This is a genomic window from Streptomyces sp. NPDC022910, from assembly GCF_055561075.1.
Window position 1 is genome coordinate 1 of the sequence record NZ_JBVHHL010000020.1, and the last position, 20,410, is coordinate 20,410.

Here is a 20,410-nt window from a genome sequence, read left to right on the forward strand (position 1 = left end):
CGCGCCCACCTGATCCACGTCCCCGCCCGGATCGCCCGCTCCGCCCGGCGCCTCACCCTGCACCTACCGCACAACTGGCGCTGGCAGCACGCCTGTACACACCTCTTCGACACCGCCCACGCCCCGCCCGAACCCGGCTGACAGCCCCTGCCCACCCCGCCCGCCAGGGCCCGACCGGAACCGAACCGTGGAAAAGCTGGGCAGACCACCAGATACCACCTGCCCAGGCACAGACACCGACCCGGAACCCGCTCAAAAACCCGTCAGAAGATCCATTTCAGACCACGTCGGTGGATCAAGGCTAAGTGCGTTGTGGCAAAGGGAGTCCCTGTTCGATGAACAGGGACTTCTTCGTGTGCGGGGCATGATCGTGGAGGGGTGGGGGCAGGCAGCGGACGACTTGTCGTGGATCGAGGAGGGTGCGATGCCGTCGGTGCTGGGGTTGATGGAACAGCGTGAGGCGCGGGCGAGGCAGGATCTGGAGTCCTGGACGGAAGTTCTGGAGCAGGCTCAGGCCGAGGTGGATGCCGCGCGGGAGCGAGTCGAGCGGGCCCGGGTGGGGCGTGAGGAGCTCGTGTCGGTGCTGGCCGGGGAGAGCCCGGTGAATACGCCGGTTTCCGTGCCGTCCGGTGGTGAGATGGCTGCCGCCGTGGGATCGAGCGGCCCCGGCGCGGGGCATGGCGAGCGGCCGCCGGTGTGGCGGTCGGGCATGGGCGAGGAGGTGCTCGGCGGCCTGTATCGGGAGGTGTTCGCCGCGGTGATGACCGCCTCGGGGCCGATGAACGGGGTGGAGCTGACGCGGGCGGTGGGCCGCGAAGCGGAGATCAAGAACGAGGTGGAGAAGATCCGTCACCGTGCCTACGTGCTGGAGAAGCGGGGCTGGCTGGTGCGGGCGAAGGACGGACGGTTCATGCCCGCGCCTTCAGCAGTCGGCCGGGACGCTTCTCCGGCCAGCGCGGAGCGTCCCCGGCCAGGCGCCGGGACAGCCTGATCACGGCGGCCCACCACACCATCTGGGCGTGGTGGTCGAGGCGGCGTTCGTGGTCGCGGTTGAGGCGGCGTGAGCGCGACAGCCAGCTCAGCGTGCGCTCCACCACCCACCTGCGGGCCAGTACGACAAATCCGCGCCTGTCGTCGGAGCGGCGCACGACCTCGACGCGCACTCCGTGGCGGGCGAACGCCTCGGCCAGTGCGGGGCCCTGGTAGGCGCTGTCGACCCACACCAGCTTCAGCAGGCGGCCCGGCTGGTCCATGAATGTCTCCAGCAGCGCGGGGGCGGCCTTGGAGTCGTGCACATCGGCCGTGGTCACGGTCACTTCCAAGAGCAGGCCCTCGGTATCGGTCAGGATGTGGCGCTTGCGCCCATCACGTGACTTGCCGCCGTCGTATCCGCGACTGTCCTGGCCGACGGTCTCGGAGGCGTCCACCGACTGACTGTCGATGACTCCCGCGCTGGGCTCAGTGTTGCGGCCTGAGCGTTCCCTCGCCGTGCGGCGCAGGCGTTCGTGCAGTTCACGCACGTAGTCGCAGGCCCGCCACCGGCGGAAGAAGTCGTAGACCGCGCGCCAGTACGGGAAGTCGACCGGCATGGCCATCCACTTCACGCCGTTGTCGACCAGGTAGCGCACAGCGTCCAGCATCTCGCGATGGCAGTACGCCTCCGGACGCCCGCCCCGCTTCAGGAGCCAGGCCGGCACCGGCATTGCGGAGCGGACCTCGGCCCACTCTGCGTCCGTCATGTCACTCGGATAGCAGCGCGCCCGCTGTCCCGGAGCGATCGAACCGAACCGGTGCACGTAGCAGTCACACCCAGGGGTGACCGCAGTGGACGCAGCCACAGTGGTACTGCTCAACTGATCAGGCAACGGGCTTCCTTGGTCGTGCTGGTGTCGTAACCGCGTCACTACCAAGGGGCCCGTTCTCTCATGCCCTCGACCGCACCCGAACCTCAGTCCAGACGATCACCCGCTGCCGCTCGAACAAGATCCGGTTTGCCACAACGCACTAAGGGAGGGGCGACGACGGGCTGACAGCGATCGCCTTTGCCGCCTCAGACTGCCTGTGGCTTTGGCGAGCGACGGCCTATAGGGAGTCGCCAACCGCAAGATCGAAGAGCTGTTGCGCGACTACGATGGCCGGCAGCCTCCAGCAAACCACCCGCCTGACCGACACCCAGGCCAAACTCTACAAGGACTGCGGCGTGCCCATCCCGCCAAAGATGAGCGGCCTGAAGACCCCCGAATAGCTCCTGACCTGGGAAAACGCCCTCCGGAGCCGTGGGCAAACGGCCCCGGAGCGTCCTCATGCCCATCGCCCCAGGTCAGCCCACGGATCCGGCACCGCCGCATGCCCACCAACTGTCGAACTCGGGAGCCGCTTCGGGCGGCATACGCCTGCACAAACACGAAGACCCCGGCCTCAGCGTTTCCGCTGGTGACGGGGTCTTTGGGCACCTCATGCAGGGTGCCCCCGGCGGGGGACATGGAGGATGGGGACGGGAAGAGCCCCACATCAATGGGGATGCGCTGACCATCCAGGCGGTGATGTCGCTGAAGCGGTAGGTCGGAGCTGCACTTCCGCGTTCCCGGTCGGTTTCCCGAGCCCTCACTGGAACATCGGGAATGGTCCATGGCGTCCGTCCCGCGACACTGGCGCATGTCATGCCAGGCCGCGGAGGGGCCCGTCGCCGTACAACGCTCCGATGTCTACCAGGAGGACATCACGGCGGCGCCTGGCGGTGTCGATGACGTCGGGATGGAAGCCGTGCAGGGAGAACAGCGCGAGAACCGCGTCATCGGGTCGATGCCCCTGGTCGGCGAGGAGGGCACGGATATGTTCGAGGCGCTCGAGGTCCTTCAGTCCGCGGGGCTGGACGGTGGCCTTGGCCTCGCCGATCAGCGCGATGGCCGCCCGGGGGCTTTGCGGGCGCTCGCCGGGGGCCACGGCGAGTAGGTCGACCTCGTGCCTGGTCCGGGCGGCCGGGTCGGCGATCTCCGCCGTGCCCACCGCGCCGAGCGACAGCCCCGTCTCGTCGATGGCGAAGGAGCGGGCCCACACGCGCGCGGTCTCCTCGAAGTGCGGGCCGAGGATCTTCGAGTGGTACGTGGGCCGGGACGACTGCCACACCTGGGCTCCGCGCCGCCGTTCCACCAGGTCCACCATGGGCAGGGTGATCAGCTGGTTGAAGCGGATCACCGGGTCCGCCACGCTGATGACGGGGTGCCGTGCCTTCAGCAGGTCCTGCTCCTTGCGGAGGTAGCCCGTGGACTCGAGTACCTCCAGCGGAGCGACCATGGCGGAGCGGGAGCGCTCCAGCATCGAACCGACCTTCGCGGGGGTCGAGGCGCCCCGGGCCACTGCGGACAGCACGTCGTAGTACAGCGTGCGGTGGGTGATCCGCGGGTCCTCGCGCAGCAGGAACTCCGCCTCCACCCGGGAGTACAGGGCCCGCCCCGGGTCCAGCAGGGTGCGCTCCACCCAGGGGCCGAACTCTGCCTCGCTCTGCGGCGCCGGTCCCGCAGCCAGCGGCCGGTAGCCGGGGGCGCCGCCCAGCACGGCATCGACCTGCAGTGCCACCGCCGGATCCTCGATCCCCCAGTGGATGCGGGCGGTGCGGTAGTCGAAGGCCGGCAGACGCAGGTCCAGCACGGCCCGGCCGCGCAGCGGCTTGGTGCCGGACAGCAGCTCCGACATCACGCTCATCGCCGAGCCGCACAGCACGATCCGGCCGCCGGGGGCTTTGCCTGACTGCGACTGGTCGTACAGCAGTTGCAGGAACCCGGGGATCTCCGGGGAGTGCTGCAGCAGGTACGGCAGCTCGTCGATGACGATCAGCGGCGCCCCCGAGGCCCGGTTCACCACTTCCAGCGCGGCGGTGAGCACATCCCGCCAGTCGTCCAGCCGCATCGCCCCGGGCCGCACCCCCGCGTGCGCGGCGATCGCCTCGGTGAACCGGTGCAGCGCGGGCACCCGGCCTTCCTCTTGCACTGCGGTCAGATACAGCCCGCCCACCGCCTCTGTGAGAGCCTCCAGCAGGAACGACTTCCCGTTCCGCCGCCGCCCCGAGACGATGGCCAGCCGCAGCTCGGGGGCGGGCTCGGCGAGGAAGTCGTTCAGCAGGGCCCACTCGTGGTCACGGTCCAGCAGTCGCTCCGGCTTTCCCAGCTGTTCCGCCATGCCCCTCCCACTTTGTTAAGATGAGCCTTAACGAGATACGTTCAGGCCTAACCCTAACGCCCCCCGCGCCGTGAGCGCCACGCTGCGGGTGCCCCCGTGGTGTCTCGTGTTGGCGATGGCACGCAGGCGCGAATTTCCGGTCGGCGGGAATGGCCCCGCATGGCGTCCGGCCGCGGAGGCCGACGCCAATGACGGTGGTGCGGGTATCCGGTGCCACGACCTGTCCGCTATGAGGGCGGGAAATTCGGCAGGGGCTGTGGAGGGCGGCGTACGGTAGCACAGGGAGCGCAACGCGAGGAGCGCGTTGAAGGAGACGGTGGCCCGTACGGCAGACTGGGTGTCGCTCATGCCGTCCCCGACCCAACGAGAGAGCCATCGTACCCGTGACCGACGAGCCCGCGGCCCCGGAATCCGCCGACGAGGACGCCTTCGGTATCGACGCGTTCACCCTGGACGACCGGCTGCGGCTGTTCCACTTCGCAGCCGCCGAGAAGCGCCACGAATACCTGTGGCTGTTGCGTGCCTTCGACCGGGGGCGGGCCAACTACCAGGTGCTGCTGCACGCCTCGGACGCGGCGAGGCTCCTGAAGCGGCTCGCCGCCGACCACCCCGGCGCGGCGGCCGTCGGGGACGTGCAGCCGCTGCTCGACGCGCTCGCCGACTGGCAGGTCCTCGACCGGTCGTACGACGGGACACGCGCCGCGAACCTCGCCGAGTACCGCAACCGGCACTACGTCTACCAGTTCACCCAGGCCGGCTACCGGGCCTACCGGGCGGTGGAGGACGTACTCGGCGCGCGGCTGGAGGATGCCCAGCTGTCCCGGCTCGTCTTCCCTGACATCCTCGCCGACCTTCACGCGCTGGCCGACGCCAACGCCGCCGGCGACGCGGAGGAGGTGTACCGCAAGCTCGGCCGCCTGGACTCCGTACTGAGCGAGATGGCGCAGCGCGCCGCCCGGTTTTACCTGATGCTCGGCGACCTGGCACGGACCAACGACGCCCGGCCCGAGGTGTTCCTCGCTCACAAGGACGCTCTGCTGGCGCATATGCGGGAGTTCACCGCCGAGCTCGGCCGCTACGCCCCGCTGCTCGCCGAGGCCGTCGGGAAGGCCGCCGTCACCGGCGTCGACCGGATGGTCGAGCACGCCGCCGAGGCCGACGAGCGGCTCTTCCGCAGCCCCGCCGAACGCCTCGCGGACTGGCGGCAGCGTTGGCAGGGCATCGTCCACTGGTTCGCGGAGCGCGAGCACAGCGAGGCCGAGCGGCTGCAGGACGCCACCGTCACCGCCATCCGCTCCGTCCTCGCCCTGCTGCGCCGGGTCACCGAGGCCCGCCGCGGCGGGGTGAGCCGGGAGAGTCAACTGCGGCACCTCGCCCAGTGGTTCACCTCCTGCGAGAGCGACGAGGACGCGCACGCCCTCTTCCAAGCCGCCTTCGGGCTCGGCGCGCCCCGCCACATCGCCGTCCCGTACGCCGACCCCGAGCTGATCGCGGGACGTACGTCCTGGTGGGAGGCGGAACCGGTCGAGCTGGCGCGCACCCTGGTCCAGTCCGGCCGCAGCCCCGGCCTGCACGGCCCCGGCCGCATCGAACGCAATGAAGCCCAGCGGGAACGGCTGCGCGCCGAGCAGTTGAAGCAGCAGGCCGAGCGCCGCACGGCTGCTGCCTCGCTCGCTACGGACGGAGCGCATGGCAGGGTGCTGGGCGAGGCTGAGACGCGGGTCCTGCTGGCGCTGATGGACGTGGCGCTCGCCGCTCGCGTGCCGGCCAGCCGCAGCGTCACCGCCGGCTCCGGTTCCGCCCACGGCGTACGCCTCACCCTCAGCCCCGTCGAGGGCTCCACCACGGTGCACACCGTCCGCGGCAACCTGCACCTGAACGGGCTGCGACTGGAGGTCACGGCATGAGTGCGGAGCGAAGCACCTCCGCTCCGGGTGGCGGTGGGCGACGGGCAGCGGAGCGTGTCGCCGAGCACGTTTCACCTCTCGAACTCGCCGACTACCAGAAAGCCGTTAGGCTGGCCCTGCGGCATCCGCTGATCACATCCTCGTATCCGGACCGGGTGGCCCTGCCGACCGTGCGCCGCTGGGCGGCGCAGCTGCGCACCGACCTCATGGAGGTCCTCGGCTACCGGCTCGTCACCACGGCCGACACCGCCCGGCTGCTGCGCGTGCAGGACCACCTTGACGCGACACGGCCCGCCGTCACCCGCGCCGGCCGTCCCTTCGACCGGCGCCGCTACGCCTACCTCGTCCTCACCCTCGCCGCCCTCGGCCGCCACGGTGCGCAGGTCGCCCTCGGCGAACTCGCCGACGCGGTCGCCGCCGACGCCGCGCGCATCGACGGCCTCGGCCTGGACACCACCCGCAAGACCGACCGGGACGCCTTCGTCGACGCCGTCACCTGGCTCACCGAGCGCGGCGCCCTCTCCATCACCGACGGCTCCGCCACCGCCTGGGCCGGCGACCCCGAGCGTGCGGAGGCCCTGTATGACATCGACCGCGAGATCCTCACCGCCGTCCACCAGCCCACCCGAGTCCTGCAACACCTCACCTCGGTGACCGGGCTCCTCGATTCCGGCAGCGCGCTGGGCCTGGCCACGGGCCGCCACGTGCAGCGCCGCGATCAGGCCCGCCGTGCTCGCCGTCTCGTTCTGGAGAACCCGGTCGCGTACTACGCCGACGCCGACCCCGAACTGCTCGGCCAGCTGCGTGCCCCCTCACTCGCCGAGGACCTTCAGCGCCTGACCGGCCTTGCCGTGGAGCGCCGTGCCGAGGGCGTCGCGCTCGTCGACACCTCCGGCAGGCTGTCCGACATCCGTTTCCCCGGTGGAGGTACGGTCGCCCAGGCCGCGCTGCTCCTTGGCGCCCGCATCAGCGACGCCGCCCGGCGCACCGGGCGGCACGCCCCCGACCTGCTGCCCGCTCCGACCGCCGCGGAACGCCTCGCCGCGCGCGTGCGCCGCATCGACGCGGCTCTCCCGGCGCGCGGACTGCTCGCCGAGCTTTCCGCACCGGAGGAGGAGCCTGCGTACGAGACACGCGAGGCGGAGGAGACAGAGGACGAGCGGGAGGAGATCCGCTACCCCTTTGTCACCGACTCCTGGCTGCGCGGCAGGCTCAAGGAGATCATCGGCGAGTATGGCAAGGGTTTCGCCGCCGACCTGCGCGAGGACCCGGACCGGCTGCTCGCCCAGGTCCTGGACCTGCTGGCCGCCCTATCACTGGTCGCCCGCGTCGACGGCGGAGTCCTCGCGCTTCCGCTCCTCGCCCGCTACCGCGGGGTCAGCGCCCGCGTGAAGTCCCGTATCGCCGCCCCTCGGCCCGCCGCCCAGACCCCCCTGTTCGCCGACGCAACCGTGAAGGACCCGACGCCGTGAGCACCCCGGCCAGCACCCTTGCCCCCACCTCGGCCGCCCGCTACGTCCCCACTCGCGCCGGGATCGTCAACCTCTGGGACTACCGGGACGAGGAGTTCTCCTTCGCGGGCGGCTGGCTGGTGCTGCGCGGGCCCAACGGCTCCGGCAAGACCAAGGCCCTCGAAGTGCTCTTCCCGTTCGTCCTCGACGGCCGTATCGACCCCAAGCGGCTCAATCCGTTCGCGGCCGAGGACCGCACGATGAAGTCCAACCTGCTCTTTCGCGGGCAGGACAGCGCACTCGGCTACGTCTGGATCGAGTTCACCCACCGCGACAGCGGCGAGGCCGTCACCTGCGGCATCGGCCTGCACGCCCAGCGCCACCGCGACACCCCCGCCCGCTGGCACTTCGTCACCGACGGCCGTGTCGGTGAGGACTTCTCCCTCCTCACCGACGACGACCGGCCGATGACGAAGAAGCAGCTCGCCGCCGAGCTCAGCCACGAGTTGATCGCCTCCCCGACCGACTACCGCGCCGCCGTCGACCAGCGGCTGTTCGGCCTCGGCCGGGAGCGGTACGAGCAACTGCTCACCCTCATCCTCACGCTGCGCCGCCCGCAGCTCGCCAAGAACCTCGACCCGGCCAAGCTCTCGGACACCCTCACCGAGGGCCTGCGCCCGCTGGACGACGACCTGATCGCCGAAGCGGCCCGCTCCTTCGACGACATGGAGTCCGTGCAGCGCACCCTGGAAGGGCTGGCCGCCGCGGACGACGCCACCCGGGCCTTCCTCGCCGGCTACTCCACCTACCTGCGCGTCCACGCCCGCGTGGCCGCCGACCGGCTCACCGCCCGCCGCACGGAGACCGCCGCCCGCACCGCCGCCCTGGACACCGCCGCGGCACAGCTGGCGGCGGCCCGCGAGCAGCAGGCCGCCGCCGAGACGCGCGCCGAGAGCGCCGACGCCGCGCTCATCGCCCTGCGTGCCCGCCCCGACCAGCTGCGCTCCTCCGCCGCCTACCAGGCCGTCGAGCAGCTCGCCGACCTGGAACGCCTGGTGCGCACCTGCGAGCACACCGCCCAGCAGGCCGCCGCGGAACGCGAACGCCGCACCGCCGCCACCGGCCGCGCCCGCGCCGAAGCAGAACGCGCGGCCCAGCTCGCCGCCGAACTCGAGGCCGCCGTCTCCCGTGACGCCGCCGCCGTCGCCGACCACGCCCGCACCGCGGGCATCGCCTGGACTCCGGCCGACGCCGAACCCGCCCGGCTCGCCGAGCGGTCCGCCGCGCTCGCCACCGCCCGCCACGACGGCGTGCGGGCCCTGCGAGCCGCCCAACAGGACTGCCGCAGCGCCGAACAGGCCCGCGATCTCGCCCGCAGCGCCCTCGACCGCGCCCAGCAGGCCGTCACCGGCGCCGAAACCGCCGAGTCCGAGGCCGAGGGGGCGGTCGAGGCCGCCCGCGCGCAGGCCCGGGAGGCGCTCACGCAGTGGACGCGGGCCCATGGCCCGCTTCTCCCCGAGGGTGCCGCCGACCGACTCGCCGAAGCCCTCGACCTCACCGGCGAAGACGTCACCCGCGAAGGCCTCACCGGCGAGGGGGAGGTGGCCACCCTCGCCGACACCTTCGCCGAGGCCGCCGCCCCCGCCGTGCAGGAACTGCGAGACACCCTTGCCGCCCTGCGCACCCGGCGCACGGACCTCGAACGCCGCCGCGCCGAGACCGAGGCCGAGCGCGACCGCATCGCCGCCGAGCATGACGACGCCCCTCCCGCCGCCCGCGGCCGCACCGCCGACCGTGCCCAGGGTGGGGGTACCTCCCAGGCCCTTAAGGCACTGGGGGAGGGCGTACCGCTGTGGCAGCTCGTCGACTTTGCCGAGCATCTGACGGAGGAGCAGCAGGCCGGTCTGGAAGCAGCCCTGGAGGCCTCCGGCCTCCTCGACGCCCTCGTCACCGTCGAGGACACCGCCGTGCCGGCCGGGCACAGCGACGGCTACCTGCACGCCCGCACACCCGTCGACGGACCCAGCCTCGCCGACCTGCTGCGCCCGGAGGACGGCACACCGATCCCCGCCGCGCGTGTCACCACCGTCCTGCGCTCCGTCGCCGTCACCTCCGACCCCGGCTCCGGCACCGCGCAGATCACCCCGGACGGCCGATACGTCGCCGGCGTCCTCGTCGGCGCGCACACCAAGGAGCACGCCGAGTACGTCGGTGCCACCGCCCGCGAGCGCCGCCGCGCCGCCCGCATCGCGGCCTGCGAGGCCCTGCTCGCCGAACTCGCCGCCGAGCTCGCTGAGCTGGCACGTTCCCAGGCCCGCACCGATGCACGGCTGGAGGCGTACGCCGCCGCCCGCGCCGCCCTGCCCCGCACCACCGGCATCACCGCCGCACTGCGCGAACTCGACAAGGCCGCGGCGCGGCTGCGCGCCACCCGCGAGGCCGTCGACGCCGCCCAGGCCTCGTACGACGAGGCCGTGGCCGCCTGTTCGGTGGCCGAGCGCGCCCTGCGCCGCACCGCCGCCGAGCACGGCATCGCCCCCGACCGCGTCGACGCCGTAGAGACCGCCACCCGTGCCTTTGAGGCCGCGGTACGCGAACTCGCCGCTCACCGCCGCGAACACGCCCGGCAGTCGGAGGCAGCCGAAGCTGCCACCTACCGGCTGAGCGCGGCCGCCGAAGACGAGGAAGCCGCCCTGGACACCGAGCGCGCCGCGTGTCGCCGCCACGCCGAGGAGGCCGCCAAGTTCGACACCCTCCAAGAGGCCGTCGGCGCGGAGGCGCAGGAAGTGATGCGCCAGGTACAGGAGGCCGAAGACGCCCTCGACGGCGCGGTCCGGGAAGCGGAGACGGCCACCGCCGCCCTGCACACCGCCATCGCCGCCTCCGCCTCCGCCGAGGCCCGCCGTACCGCGGCGGCCGAGGCCCGCTCCGTCGCCGCCGCCGAGGTGAAGGACACCGCCCGGGGCCTCGCCCCGTACGCGGCTCGGGAACTGCTCGATATCCTGCGCTGCCCGCCCGGGCTCGCCTGGCCCGCCCAGGAGGCGGACTGGGCAGGCGCTGAGTTGCCCTCCGCAGCGGTCGCCGTCCACGAGGCGATCCTGGCCGCCACCCGCGACCTCGCGCCCACCGAGACCAGCGTCAAGCAGTCCGTCACCCGCCTGACGAAGGCCCTGGACGACCTGCAGGCCCAGCTCGCCGCCGCTGGACAGGACTACCGGCCCGAATGGGACGGCTCCGACGGCGTCATCGTGGTACGCGTCGCCGACGAGGAAGGGCTGCTGCCCGTCGCCTCCTTCGCCGAGAAGATCGCCGAGCACCGCCGTGACCAGGCCGAGCTGCTCAGCGATTCCGAGCAGCGCATCCTCGAGGACGCCCTGCTCACCCGACTCGCCCAGCAGATCCACGACCGCACGGTCGACGCCCGCGACCTCATCCGGCGTATGAACGCCGACATGCGCGAACGCAGGATGTCCTCCGGCACGACGGTCGGTGTCAGCTGGCTGCTCGCCGACGACCTCGACGACGAGCAGCGCGCCGTCTGCGCGCTCCTCGACGCGGACGCGGCCCGGCTCGGTCCCGAAGGGCTCGCCCGGATCCGCACCCACTTCGCCGCGCAGATCAAGAACGCCCGCGCCCGCCACCGCGACCTGCCCTACCGCGAACTGCTGACCCAGGTGCTGGACTACCGCCGCTGGCGGCAGTTCGCCTTCCAGCTCGTACGCCCCGACAGGAGCGAGGAGCGGCTCACTCGCGCCCGGCACAGCCGCCTCTCCGGCGGAGAGCAGTCCGTCTCGCTGCACCTGCCGCTGTTCGCCGCCGCGCACGCCATGCTCAACTCCGCACACCCGCACGCCCCACGGCTGCTCGCTCTGGACGAGGCGTTCGCTGGCGTCGACGACACCGGACGCGGCGAACTGATGTCGCTGGCCGCGCAGTTCGACCTCGACCTGTTCATGACCGGATACGACCTGTGGGCCGCACACGCCTCCGTTCCCGCCGCCGCCCACTACGACCTCGCGCACTCGGCGATCGACCACACCGTCTCCGCTCTGCTGCTCCTCTGGGACGGTGAGAAGCTGCTCGCCGACGACATCGGCGACCTCACCGCGGCTCTCGGCTCACCCGGCACCCGCCGCGTACCCGCGCCGGAGGAGGTCGGCGTTGCCGACTGAGCAGCACAGTTACGAGGAATTGCGCGGCGAGGGTTGGACCCGGCTGCTGGCCGCCGCCCGCCGCAAGCTGGAGCGCACCTCAGGCGCGCTCGACGGCGAGATAGGCCTCACCGCTCCAAGCGAGGCAGAGCGCCGCACCGTCATCGGCGTCACCGGCCGCTACCGTCCCGAGACCGCCAAACGCCTCGCCGTCCCTCTGACCGCCCTCGAGGCCTACCTGTACGACCGCTACGGCACCGGCCTGCTCCAGACCCTCGGCCGCCTGAACGGCCCCCTTCGCGACCGGCCCGCCGAACGCGCCGATGAGGACGCCCACCGCGAACGGGTCCTGGCCTCCGCCCACTCCAGCCGCCTCGCCACCGAGAGCTGGTTCGCGGACTGGCTGGACCGCCTCGCCACCGACGGCACCCTGACCCGCCTACTGCGCCGCGGGGACGCACTCCTGGTCGACGCGGCGGTGCGCGTCCTGGAGGAACTCGAAAACCTCCGCGAGGCCCCCTCCCGCATCGTGCCGCTGCCGGTCCTCGCCGAATGGACCACCGGCGACACCAAAGCCCTCGTCCCCGGCACCCCGCTCGAACAGCTCGTCCTGCGCGCCCTCGCCCAGCGCACCGGCGGCGACGTCCCGCGCGAGAGGGCCGGACGCCGTGCCCTGTGGGAGAGCGCGGGCGCCATCGCCGACGACCTCGCCAGCCAGGTCCTCGTCCTAGGCATCCGTCCCGAGGGCGACACGGTGGTCTGCGACTGGCTGCGCGATGCCGCCGACTTCGGAATCCCGTTCCGGCTCACCCTCCACCAGCTGGCAGCCGACCCCGTCGTCCCCGCCGCCCGTGACATCTACGTGTGCGAGAACCCGGCCGTTCTGCGCACGGCCGCAGCCGAACTCGAACCCGGGAGCGCGGCCCTGGTGTGCACCGAGGGCGTACCGTCCGCCGCCTGCCACAAGCTGCTCGCCGACGCGGTACGAGCCGGAGCCCGGCTGCACTGGCGCGCCGACTTCGACTGGCCGGGCCTGCGCATCACCGCCACCGCCGTGAAACGCCACGGGGCCCGCCCGTGGCGCATGACCACCGCCGACTACCGGGAAGCCCTCGACCAGGGCCAGTCCACACCGCTCGGCGGCCCGCCCGTGGCCAGCCCCTGGGACCCCGAACTGGCCCGGACCATGGGGGGGTCGGGTCAAGCCGTCATGGAGGAACGCCTGCTACCCACGCTCCTGGCCGACCTCACCCGCACCTGACGCCGATGGACCGCCCAACCCACTCGGATTATCAGGGAGCCGGCCAGGATCCACGCCACACGGGCACGCGATAGCAGGCCCTGTTCCCATGTTCTGGGTGCTGGGGAGGGCCCACACCTGCGCAAACTCCCCGACCAAGCGGCGAGCGCCGCACGGGGCGGCCGACCTGCGAGTTTGGACGGACAGCTGCCAGACAGAGGCTGAGAAGGAAGCTTCGCGATATACATCGCAAAGGCCCGTCTCCTGGTAAGGGAAACGGGCCTGGGCACCCTGACCTGCGAGAAAGCAAATCACATGGGTGCCCCCGGCAGGATTCGAACCTGCGCACACGGCTCCGGAGCACAATCAGTGTTCGGGTTGCGAATGGCCTCTGACCAGCAGGTTCCTTGATCCGTGGTGGTGTGAGGTGCCCTCCTGTATCGCAGATAGTGCGAAGTCGGAAGTCGCCTCAGGCTCCTGCGCCCATTGAGAGGTCGGCTTCGCCGACGGGCTGTACCACCCTGGGGGTGTTGCAGCCGTCTGTGACCGGATGGCCCGGACGCTGGCTCGCCTGGATGGTCGCCCCAGCCTAGCCTCACCAGACATGCCGACCGGCTCATCCCCGAAGGGACCGACAGGTCATCCGGCCGCTACTGAACTTGATTGGGTGATGTCGGTCTGGTTCGCCTGGCGGCGGTTGGCGAGTTCCGGTAGTTCTCTGACCGTGAGGTATGCGCAGGGCGGCGGGTTGACCGACGCTGGGAGGGCCGCGCGGGAGCGAATCAGGTTGCAGGCCGTGGAACGCTTCGAGCGCGGAGAAAAGAACCGGGAGATCGCGACCGCGTTGCGGGTGAGCGAGCGGTCGGTGGAGCGATGGCGCCGGGCCTGGCGGGAGCGTGGTGAGACGGGCGTGCTGTCCAAGGGATCGCCCGGCCGATCGAAGCTCAGCGAGGCTCATCTCGCTCGGCTGGAGCGGGAGTTGGAGCGCGGCCCGCTGGTCCACGCGGATGGGCGGACCAGCGGTGGACGCCGGCGCGAGTCAAGACGCTGATCGGCCGGCTGTTCCATGTCTCCTACACGGTCGAGGGCACCTGGCGGCTGCTGAAGCGGCAGGGCTGGTCCTGGCAGCAGCCCGCCAGACGGGCGATCGAGCGCGACGAGGACGTCGTCGAGCTGTGGAAGAAGGAGATCTGGCCGCGGGTGAGAGCACCGCGGCGGCGCGCGGCGCCTGGCTCGTCTTTGCTGACGAGGCCGGGCAGTCGATGACGCCGCCGCGCTCGAAGACCTGGGGACGCGTCGGCCGCACACCTGTGGTGCGGGTGCGCGGCCGGGGCTCTGGAAGGATGTCGATGGCCGGGATGGTCTGCTACAGGCCAGGGGCGCGGTCGAGGCTGATCTATGCAATCCGTGAGTACCACGGCCGCAAGGACGAGCCGAAGGGCTTCGGCTGGCGGGACCTGCGCAACCTGCTGGTGCGGGCCCGCATCCAGCTCGGCGGACCGATCGTGCTGGTCTGGGACAACGTACGGCTCCATCTTGCTGCCGGGATGCGAGAGTTCGTAGCGGCGAACACAGAGTGGCTCACCGTGTTCCAACTGCCCGCCTACGCACCCGACCTCAATCCGCAGGAGGGCATCTGGTCCTTGGTCAAGCGCGATCTCGGCAACCTGGCTGCTGCGGACCTCGGCGAGATCACCAGGGCCGTGAAACACCGGCTCAAGAAGATCCAGTACCGTCCGGACTTGATTGACGGCTGCCTCGTCGGCACAGGCCTGTCCCCGCACAGCGGCGAGCCGACGACCAACCAGCCGAACGAAGGCAGTGGCACCGCTGGATCCCCGATCGAACAGCTCGGGTATCGGCGCGCCGCCGGCTGTCCAGGCCGAGGTGCTCTGTTGACAGGAGGTTGATCGTGGTGACGGACGTCTGGGGTGTGCTGGAGGAGGAGCAGCGTTTTCCGTGGGCGTTCACGCCGTTCGAACGTGTCGGGCCGCTGGAGTTCGGCATGACACACGAGCAGGCGGAGGCGGCAGTTGATGGCGTCCTGGAGACCGGAATTGCGAGTGGTTCTTCCGGGGACAACTACGTATGTGCTGAGTTTTGGTCGGTGCAGCTACTTGATGCACCGTTCTTCGGGCCAGCGGTAACCGTGTACTACGACCGATCGGTCGGCCTGGCAGGCATCGCGGTCAACGCACTGCGCGGCCCGCAGGTGACCCTGGACGGGTTGGCACTCGTAGGTCAGGTGCCGTCACGCTTGGAGGATCAGTTCATCGACTACCTCGAGACGCACACGAAGGAACTGCAGTACTCGCAGCATGCCGATCCGTGCTCGGAGCAGCTCGGTCTGGTGCTTCGGGCTCAGCGGGCCGGTGACCTCGTGCTGAGCCGCCCGGTCATGGTGGCCGAAGCATGGGCCGACCGTTGCGGGGACACCACGGAGGGCTGCATCCCCCAACAGGAGTGGAAAACCTTCGAGTGGTGAGCGCCGGCAGGCCCTTCCAAAGTAACTGCCGAGCGGATGCCCTCCTCCCCATCTCTTCCTCCGACATCACGCTTTCAAGTTCAGTACCTCAAGAACAAGGCCGCCTACCTGCGCTACGACACCGCACTGAACGAAGGCTTCCCGATCGCCACCGGCATCATCGAAGGGGCATGCCGCCACCTGGTCAAAGACCGCCTCGACATCACCGGAGCCCGCTGGGGCCTTTCCGGCGCCGAAGCCGTCCTGAAACTCCGAGCCCTGCGCAGCAACGGAGACTTCGACACCTACTGGGCCTGGCACGAGACACAGGAGTTCACCCGCAACCACCAGGCCCGCTACCGCGACACGCTCATACCGGCAGCTTGATCGCGAGAACGTTCATCAGATCTGCACCCATCCGCGTTCCGGCTGTACTTTCCCACGCTCACTGATCGCCCACGGGCACGAGCGAGGACCGGACCCCCGAGGCCGCCGACCGCCCAGTCGCGAAGGCGCCGGAGACCAGCGCGACCAGGACCGCGGCGAGGGCGACTACTGACGTGGCCGACTCCTGGAGCAGGGTTGCTCCGACCGCGGCGCCGCCGACCATCGCAGCGACCGAGCCGAGCCGGCGGTGGGCCTTCGCCCCGGACCCCCCGCCGAGGGCACTGTCGGCGGTCAGCCCGGTGAGGGTCAACGTCAGCACGGACGTGTTGAGGTCGCGTACACCGAAGTGGCGGACCGTGCTGTTCTGGAGCCCGGCCGCCAAAGCGAGCAATGCGATGGATGCGTACGCGCCGCGCCCGCCGGGTGTGGCCTGCCCACCGCCGCTGAGCAGAGCGACGAGGGCGAGTATGACCGCTTCGGCGGCCAGGGCCGCGACCAGCCAGCGGCGCGGCCGGTGGGACAGGTGGGCGGCGATACGACCGCCGGTGAGCGATCCCAGGACGAACCCGCCGAGGGCGGTGGCCGAGGCGGCCACCGCCGAATGGGCGCCCGGTCGCAGGCCGGCGCCGAGAAAGATGACGTTGCCGGTCATATAGGCGACGAAGACGTGTCCGAGTTGGAGATAGCTGAAGACGTCGATGAGTCCGGTCACCGCGGTCAGCACCAGCATCGCGGCCACCGTCGGGCGGCTGTTGAGGGGGGAGACGACGGCCATGGCGGCTTTCTTTTCGACGGGCCGGGGCGCGGCGGCGGACCCCAGAACCCGGCGGGGCGGCCAGGTCCAGGTGGCCCACCGCACGCGGTGGGCCACCTGCTCCGCCTACGCCCCGTCGGATGGCGTTTCAAGCGTCCACCACGCCTCCTCATCATGTCCAACGATCACAAGTGCTGACGCATCATCGATTTCATCGATGATGCGCCCTAGACTCCGGCCATGGAGATCCGCGAACTCGAGTACTTCCTCGCCTGCTGCGAGACCGGGAGCTTCACCGCCGCGGCCCGCAAGGCGCACATCGTGCAGTCCGCGATGTCCAGCGCGATCGCCCGGCTGGAGCGGGACTTGGACGTACCGCTGTTCGACCGCTCGGTCACGCCCGTCGCCCTGACCGAGCACGGGGACGCCCTGCGTACCGCCGCCCAGCGCGTGCTGAACGCCGTACGGAGCGCGCGGGACGAAGTCCACGCCGCCTCGGGCCGGGTACGGGGGACGGTCGTGCTCGGCAGTACGTTCAGCACAGGACCGCTCGACCTCGCCACGGTGCTTACCGACCTACGGACCCGCCATCCGGAGGTCGTTGTCCAACTCCGCCAGTCATCGGCCGGCTCCACGGGCAACCTGCGGGCGATCCTGGACGGTTCGCTGGACATCGCGCTGACGGCCAGCGGCGAGCGGCAGCCCGACGGGATCATGTTCAGGCCGCTGATCGAGGAACCGCTGATGTTCGCCTGCCGCGCGGACCACCCGCTGGCCGGCCGTGCCACGATCACACTGCCCGACCTGTCGGCCGAGCCGATCCTGCGCTTCCCACCGGGCTGGGGAATGCGGGACACCGTGGACCGCGTGCTCGGCCCGGCGCAGTCAGCGACCGAAGTCGCCGACTACGGGCTGATGACCAAGCTCGTCAGCGCCGGCTTCGGCACGACTCTGCTGCCCGCCTCGGCAGTGACCGGCGGCGACGGCCTGCTCGTGATCCCTCTCGACGCACCGGGTCTGACATGGCAACTGTCCGTGGCCGTCAGCGCCCGCCGCCGCCCCACGGCGGCCACCGAAGCTCTCCTCGACGCCCTCACCGCCACGGCGAACAATGCTGCTGGCTCCCGTACCTAGACCTGGCACGAGAAGCAAGACCTCAACCGCAACCACCAACACCGCAACCAGGACAACCTCATACCCACGGCCTGACCAACAGCACCCTCAAAAGATCTGCACCCATCAGAGTTGAGCTTGCAAATGAACCCTGAGCAGGGGGTTCCTTGATCGGGTCGAGTGTGTGGCGCCCTCCTGTATCGCAGATAGTGCGTAGCGGAAGGGGGGGGTGCGTTTCTGCTTGAGTGAGCAGGTTGTGAACGGCTGTGCGGCGATGTCGAGTTGTTCCTGGTAGAGGGCTGCGTGGGTGCGTTGGTAGTCGCAGCGCACGTGGTGTTGCCAGTACTCGGTGAAGTCGCCGTTGGCGATAGTGGTGCGCAGGAGCAGGACGGCTTCGCAGCCGGGAGGACTCCACCTCGGGCCTGTCACATCGAGACGATCTTTCATGAGGAAGCGGCAGCTTCCCTCGATGACCCTGCAGGTCGTCCGGGCGGCGGGGCTGCGTTGCGGCTCGCGGTCACCGCGCCTGGCGCGCTGGCTTCCCTGACCCGCGACCTGTCGACCGTGTGCAACAGGTCAGTCCGATATCCGCAACCGGCGACCGTGCCGCACCGATGGCGCCGGGCCGGTCGGCACCGGGTAGGCACGCGCTCGCTGTTCATCTAACCGTGGCTGCGCGTTTCGGCTGTCGCGGTGGTGTGCCCATCGGCCGAGCCGGGATGCTCGCTCGGTCCTGCCACTCACGATGGCCAGGAGGAGCGGGACTTGAGCAATACCCCAACACGGAAAGGGTCGTTGTCGATGAAGCTTAGTCTCCGCGCACTCGTGGGGGCACTGGTGGCCACCGTGGCGCTGGCATCCCTCAGTGCCGCTCCGGCGGCAGGCGCAGCCACCACCCCGATCCCGTCCCAGGGATCACCGACGCAGCTCGATGTGGGCAACTGGAATGTCGAATGGTTCGGTGCGCCGGACTTCGGCCCGACCGACGAGGCGCTGCAGCAGGAGAACGTCCGCGACGTCATGTCGGGGCTCGACATGGATGTGTGGGGCCTGTCCGAAGTCGTGAGCACCTCGGCGTTCGACCAGCTCGTCGCCGGCATGCCCGGGTACACCGGCGTCGTGGCGAACGACCCGGTCGTGACGAACGGCGCGCAGTACTACTCCGACTTCGGCAACACCGAGCAGAAGGTCGCGCTCGTGTGGCGCTCCAGCATGGCCACGCTGGTGAGCGCGAAGGTCATCCTGACGAACCAGAACAGCAACTTCGCCGGCCGCCCGCCGGTGGAGTTCACGTTGCGGGGAACCTTCGATGGCGTGACCAAGGACCTCGTCTTCATCGTTCTGCACGCGAAGTCCGGGGCCACCGGGGATGCGTGGAACCTTCGCAATCCCGCATCACAGGCTCTCAAGTCCTACCTCGACACCACGTATCCGACGCAGAACGTCTTCGTCATCGGCGACTGGAACGACGACGTCGACACATCGATCGCGCCCGAGAAGGCATCGCCCTACGCCAACTTCGTGAATGACACGGCCCGCTACAGCTTCCCGACGCGTGCACTGTCGCTGGCCGGAGTGTCGTCGACGGCTGGCTACCCGGACTTCATCGACCACCAGCTCAACACCAACGAGGTCTGGGCGAAGTACGTCGCAGGCTCGGCGACCGCTTTCCAGCCCCAGGCGTACGTTCCGAGCTACGCCACCACGACCAGCGATCACTACCCGGTGCTCGCTCGCTACAACTTCGTCACCGGCGGCGGAGGCGGAGCGAACCAGCCGCCCACCGCGTCGTTCACGCACTCCTGCACCGATCTCGCGTGCACCTTCACGGACACCAGCAGCGACGCTGACGGCACGATCGCGAGCCGCAGGTGGGACTTCGGCAACGGACAGACCTCCAGCGCCACGAACCCCAGCGTCACCTACGCGTCGGCGGGCACCTACCCGGTGTCCCTGACCGTGACGGACAACGGCGGTGCCACGCACACCACGACCACGAACGTCACTGTCACGGCGGGCGGCGGAGGGGGTCCGGCCAACGTCATCATCAACGAAGTGCTGGCCAACGAGCCCGGCAGCAGCACCGCGGGCGAGGGCGTCGAGATCGTGAACACGGGCGGCACAGCGATCGACATCGGAGGCTGGACCCTCCACGACGGGACGGCAGTGCGCCACACCTTCGCGTCCGGGACGACGTTGCAGCCCGGCAAGGCGATCACTGTGTTCGGCGGAGCCTCCGCCATCCCCGGTGGCATCGTGGCTGTGGCTGCGAGCACCGGCGGCCTCAACCTGGCCAACGCCGGTGATCAGGTGATCCTCCAGAATGCGGCTGGTGCGACGGTCCAGTCGATGAGCTACTCCTCAAGCCTGGCGAGCACCGACGGCGTGTCCATCAACCGCAGTCCCGACGGTTCCGCCTCCGGGGCCTGGGTCAAGCACAACACCATCAGTTCGCTGGCGCAGTCACTGGGCCAGCGCGCCAACGGAACGACCTACTGAGTAGGCATCGACAAGCGCCGGGGATCGTCGGCACCGCCGCGGTGAGAAAGGGCGGGAGTCAGTGAGACTGACTCCCGCCCTTTTCTGTCGGCATCCGCCCTGGTCAGACGATGGTTTTGGGTCTCTGACCGGCGAGTGCCCCCGGCAGGATTCGAACCTGCGCACACGGCTCCGGAGGGCAGGCGCCAGGAGTACGGAAATGGGCCTCTGAGCTGGGCGAACGTTCACAGCGCTCCCTCCGCACACGTCCCTCACTCGCTGCTCACTC

General features: G+C 70.4%; 11 protein-coding genes and 2 pseudogenes. 10 read left to right on the forward strand and 3 right to left on the reverse strand.

The genetic code is table 11. The features are described 5' to 3' along the window. Positions 1-364 precede the first annotated feature (364 nt). On the forward strand, positions 365-991 hold the full coding sequence (locus ACZ3TS_RS20190; RefSeq protein ID WP_467619666.1) for a hypothetical protein: 627 nt from the start codon (positions 365-367) through the stop codon (positions 989-991). On the opposite strand, the gene ACZ3TS_RS20195 is transcribed toward ACZ3TS_RS20190, so the two are convergent. Then, positions 909-1,739, reverse strand: a complete 831-nt coding sequence (locus tag ACZ3TS_RS20195; protein ID WP_467619668.1) for an IS5 family transposase — start codon at positions 1,737-1,739, stop codon at positions 909-911. The genes ACZ3TS_RS20190 and ACZ3TS_RS20195 overlap by 83 nt on opposite strands. Before the next feature lie 919 nt (positions 1,740-2,658). Further along, positions 2,659-4,176 carry an AAA family ATPase gene (locus tag ACZ3TS_RS20200; RefSeq protein WP_467619670.1) on the reverse strand — a complete coding sequence of 506 codons (1,518 nt, stop codon included), beginning with the start codon at positions 4,174-4,176 and terminating at the stop codon, positions 2,659-2,661. A gap of 383 nt (positions 4,177-4,559) precedes the next feature. Here ACZ3TS_RS20200 and ACZ3TS_RS20205 point away from each other — a divergent pair, with 383 nt between their 5' ends. From ACZ3TS_RS20205 to ACZ3TS_RS20235, 7 genes and pseudogenes are all read left to right on the forward strand, one after another. Further along, on the forward strand, positions 4,560-6,083 hold the full coding sequence (locus ACZ3TS_RS20205; protein ID WP_467619673.1) for a TIGR02677 family protein: 1,524 nt from the start codon (positions 4,560-4,562) through the stop codon (positions 6,081-6,083). After that, positions 6,080-7,555, forward strand: a complete 1,476-nt coding sequence (locus ACZ3TS_RS20210) for a TIGR02678 family protein (protein WP_467619675.1) — start codon at positions 6,080-6,082, stop codon at positions 7,553-7,555. The genes ACZ3TS_RS20205 and ACZ3TS_RS20210 overlap by 4 nt, the downstream gene beginning before the upstream one ends. Next, the gene (locus ACZ3TS_RS20215; protein ID WP_467619676.1) at positions 7,552-11,706 is read left to right on the forward strand and encodes a TIGR02680 family protein; all 4,155 of its coding nucleotides are present in this window, start codon (positions 7,552-7,554) and stop codon (positions 11,704-11,706) included. Before ACZ3TS_RS20210 ends, ACZ3TS_RS20215 begins: the two co-directional genes overlap by 4 nt. Further along, positions 11,696-12,946 carry a TIGR02679 family protein gene (locus ACZ3TS_RS20220; RefSeq protein ID WP_467619678.1) on the forward strand — a complete coding sequence of 417 codons (1,251 nt, stop codon included), beginning with the start codon at positions 11,696-11,698 and terminating at the stop codon, positions 12,944-12,946. Before ACZ3TS_RS20215 ends, ACZ3TS_RS20220 begins: the two co-directional genes overlap by 11 nt. 703 nt (positions 12,947-13,649) lie before the next feature. Next, positions 13,650-14,703, forward strand: a pseudogene (locus tag ACZ3TS_RS20225) (IS630 family transposase); the annotation flags it as partial. A 134-nt stretch (positions 14,704-14,837) separates the two neighbouring features. Further along, positions 14,838-15,410 carry a hypothetical protein gene (locus ACZ3TS_RS20230; protein ID WP_467619680.1) on the forward strand — a complete coding sequence of 191 codons (573 nt, stop codon included), beginning with the start codon at positions 14,838-14,840 and terminating at the stop codon, positions 15,408-15,410. 81 nt (positions 15,411-15,491) lie between these two features. Continuing rightward, positions 15,492-15,776 (forward strand): annotated as a pseudogene (locus ACZ3TS_RS20235) (ISKra4 family transposase); the annotation flags it as partial. A 58-nt stretch (positions 15,777-15,834) separates the two neighbouring features. Here ACZ3TS_RS20235 and ACZ3TS_RS20240 read toward each other — a convergent pair. Next, positions 15,835-16,551, reverse strand: coding sequence for a YoaK family protein (locus ACZ3TS_RS20240; protein WP_467619682.1), 717 nt, complete (start codon positions 16,549-16,551; stop codon positions 15,835-15,837). 219 nt (positions 16,552-16,770) lie between these two features. On the opposite strand from ACZ3TS_RS20240, the gene ACZ3TS_RS20245 reads away from it, so the two are divergent. Together ACZ3TS_RS20245 and ACZ3TS_RS20250 are read left to right on the forward strand one after the other, a co-directional pair. Further along, positions 16,771-17,664, forward strand: coding sequence for a LysR family transcriptional regulator (locus ACZ3TS_RS20245; protein ID WP_467619683.1), 894 nt, complete (start codon positions 16,771-16,773; stop codon positions 17,662-17,664). A gap of 780 nt (positions 17,665-18,444) precedes the next feature. After that, positions 18,445-20,142 (forward strand): lamin tail domain-containing protein, encoded by a 1,698-nt coding sequence (locus tag ACZ3TS_RS20250; RefSeq protein ID WP_467619684.1) that lies wholly within the window; start codon positions 18,445-18,447, stop codon positions 20,140-20,142. Positions 20,143-20,410 lie beyond the last annotated feature (268 nt).

What these genes read in the sequence shown, in the direction of transcription:
- ACZ3TS_RS20240 (WP_467619682.1), bottom strand. Translation starts at nt 16,551, where the DNA reads ATGGCCGTCGTCTCCCCCCTCAACAGCCGCCCGACGGTGGCCGCGATG.
- ACZ3TS_RS20245 (WP_467619683.1), top strand. Translation starts at nt 16,771, where the DNA reads ATGGAGATCCGCGAACTCGAGTACTTCCTCGCCTGCTGCGAGACCGGG.
- ACZ3TS_RS20250 (WP_467619684.1), top strand. Translation starts at nt 18,445, where the DNA reads ATGAAGCTTAGTCTCCGCGCACTCGTGGGGGCACTGGTGGCCACCGTG.
- ACZ3TS_RS20190 (WP_467619666.1), top strand. Translation starts at nt 365, where the DNA reads ATGATCGTGGAGGGGTGGGGGCAGGCAGCGGACGACTTGTCGTGGATC.
- ACZ3TS_RS20200 (WP_467619670.1), bottom strand. Translation starts at nt 4,176, where the DNA reads ATGGCGGAACAGCTGGGAAAGCCGGAGCGACTGCTGGACCGTGACCAC.
- ACZ3TS_RS20195 (WP_467619668.1), bottom strand. Translation starts at nt 1,739, where the DNA reads ATGACGGACGCAGAGTGGGCCGAGGTCCGCTCCGCAATGCCGGTGCCG.
- ACZ3TS_RS20210 (WP_467619675.1), top strand. Translation starts at nt 6,080, where the DNA reads ATGAGTGCGGAGCGAAGCACCTCCGCTCCGGGTGGCGGTGGGCGACGG.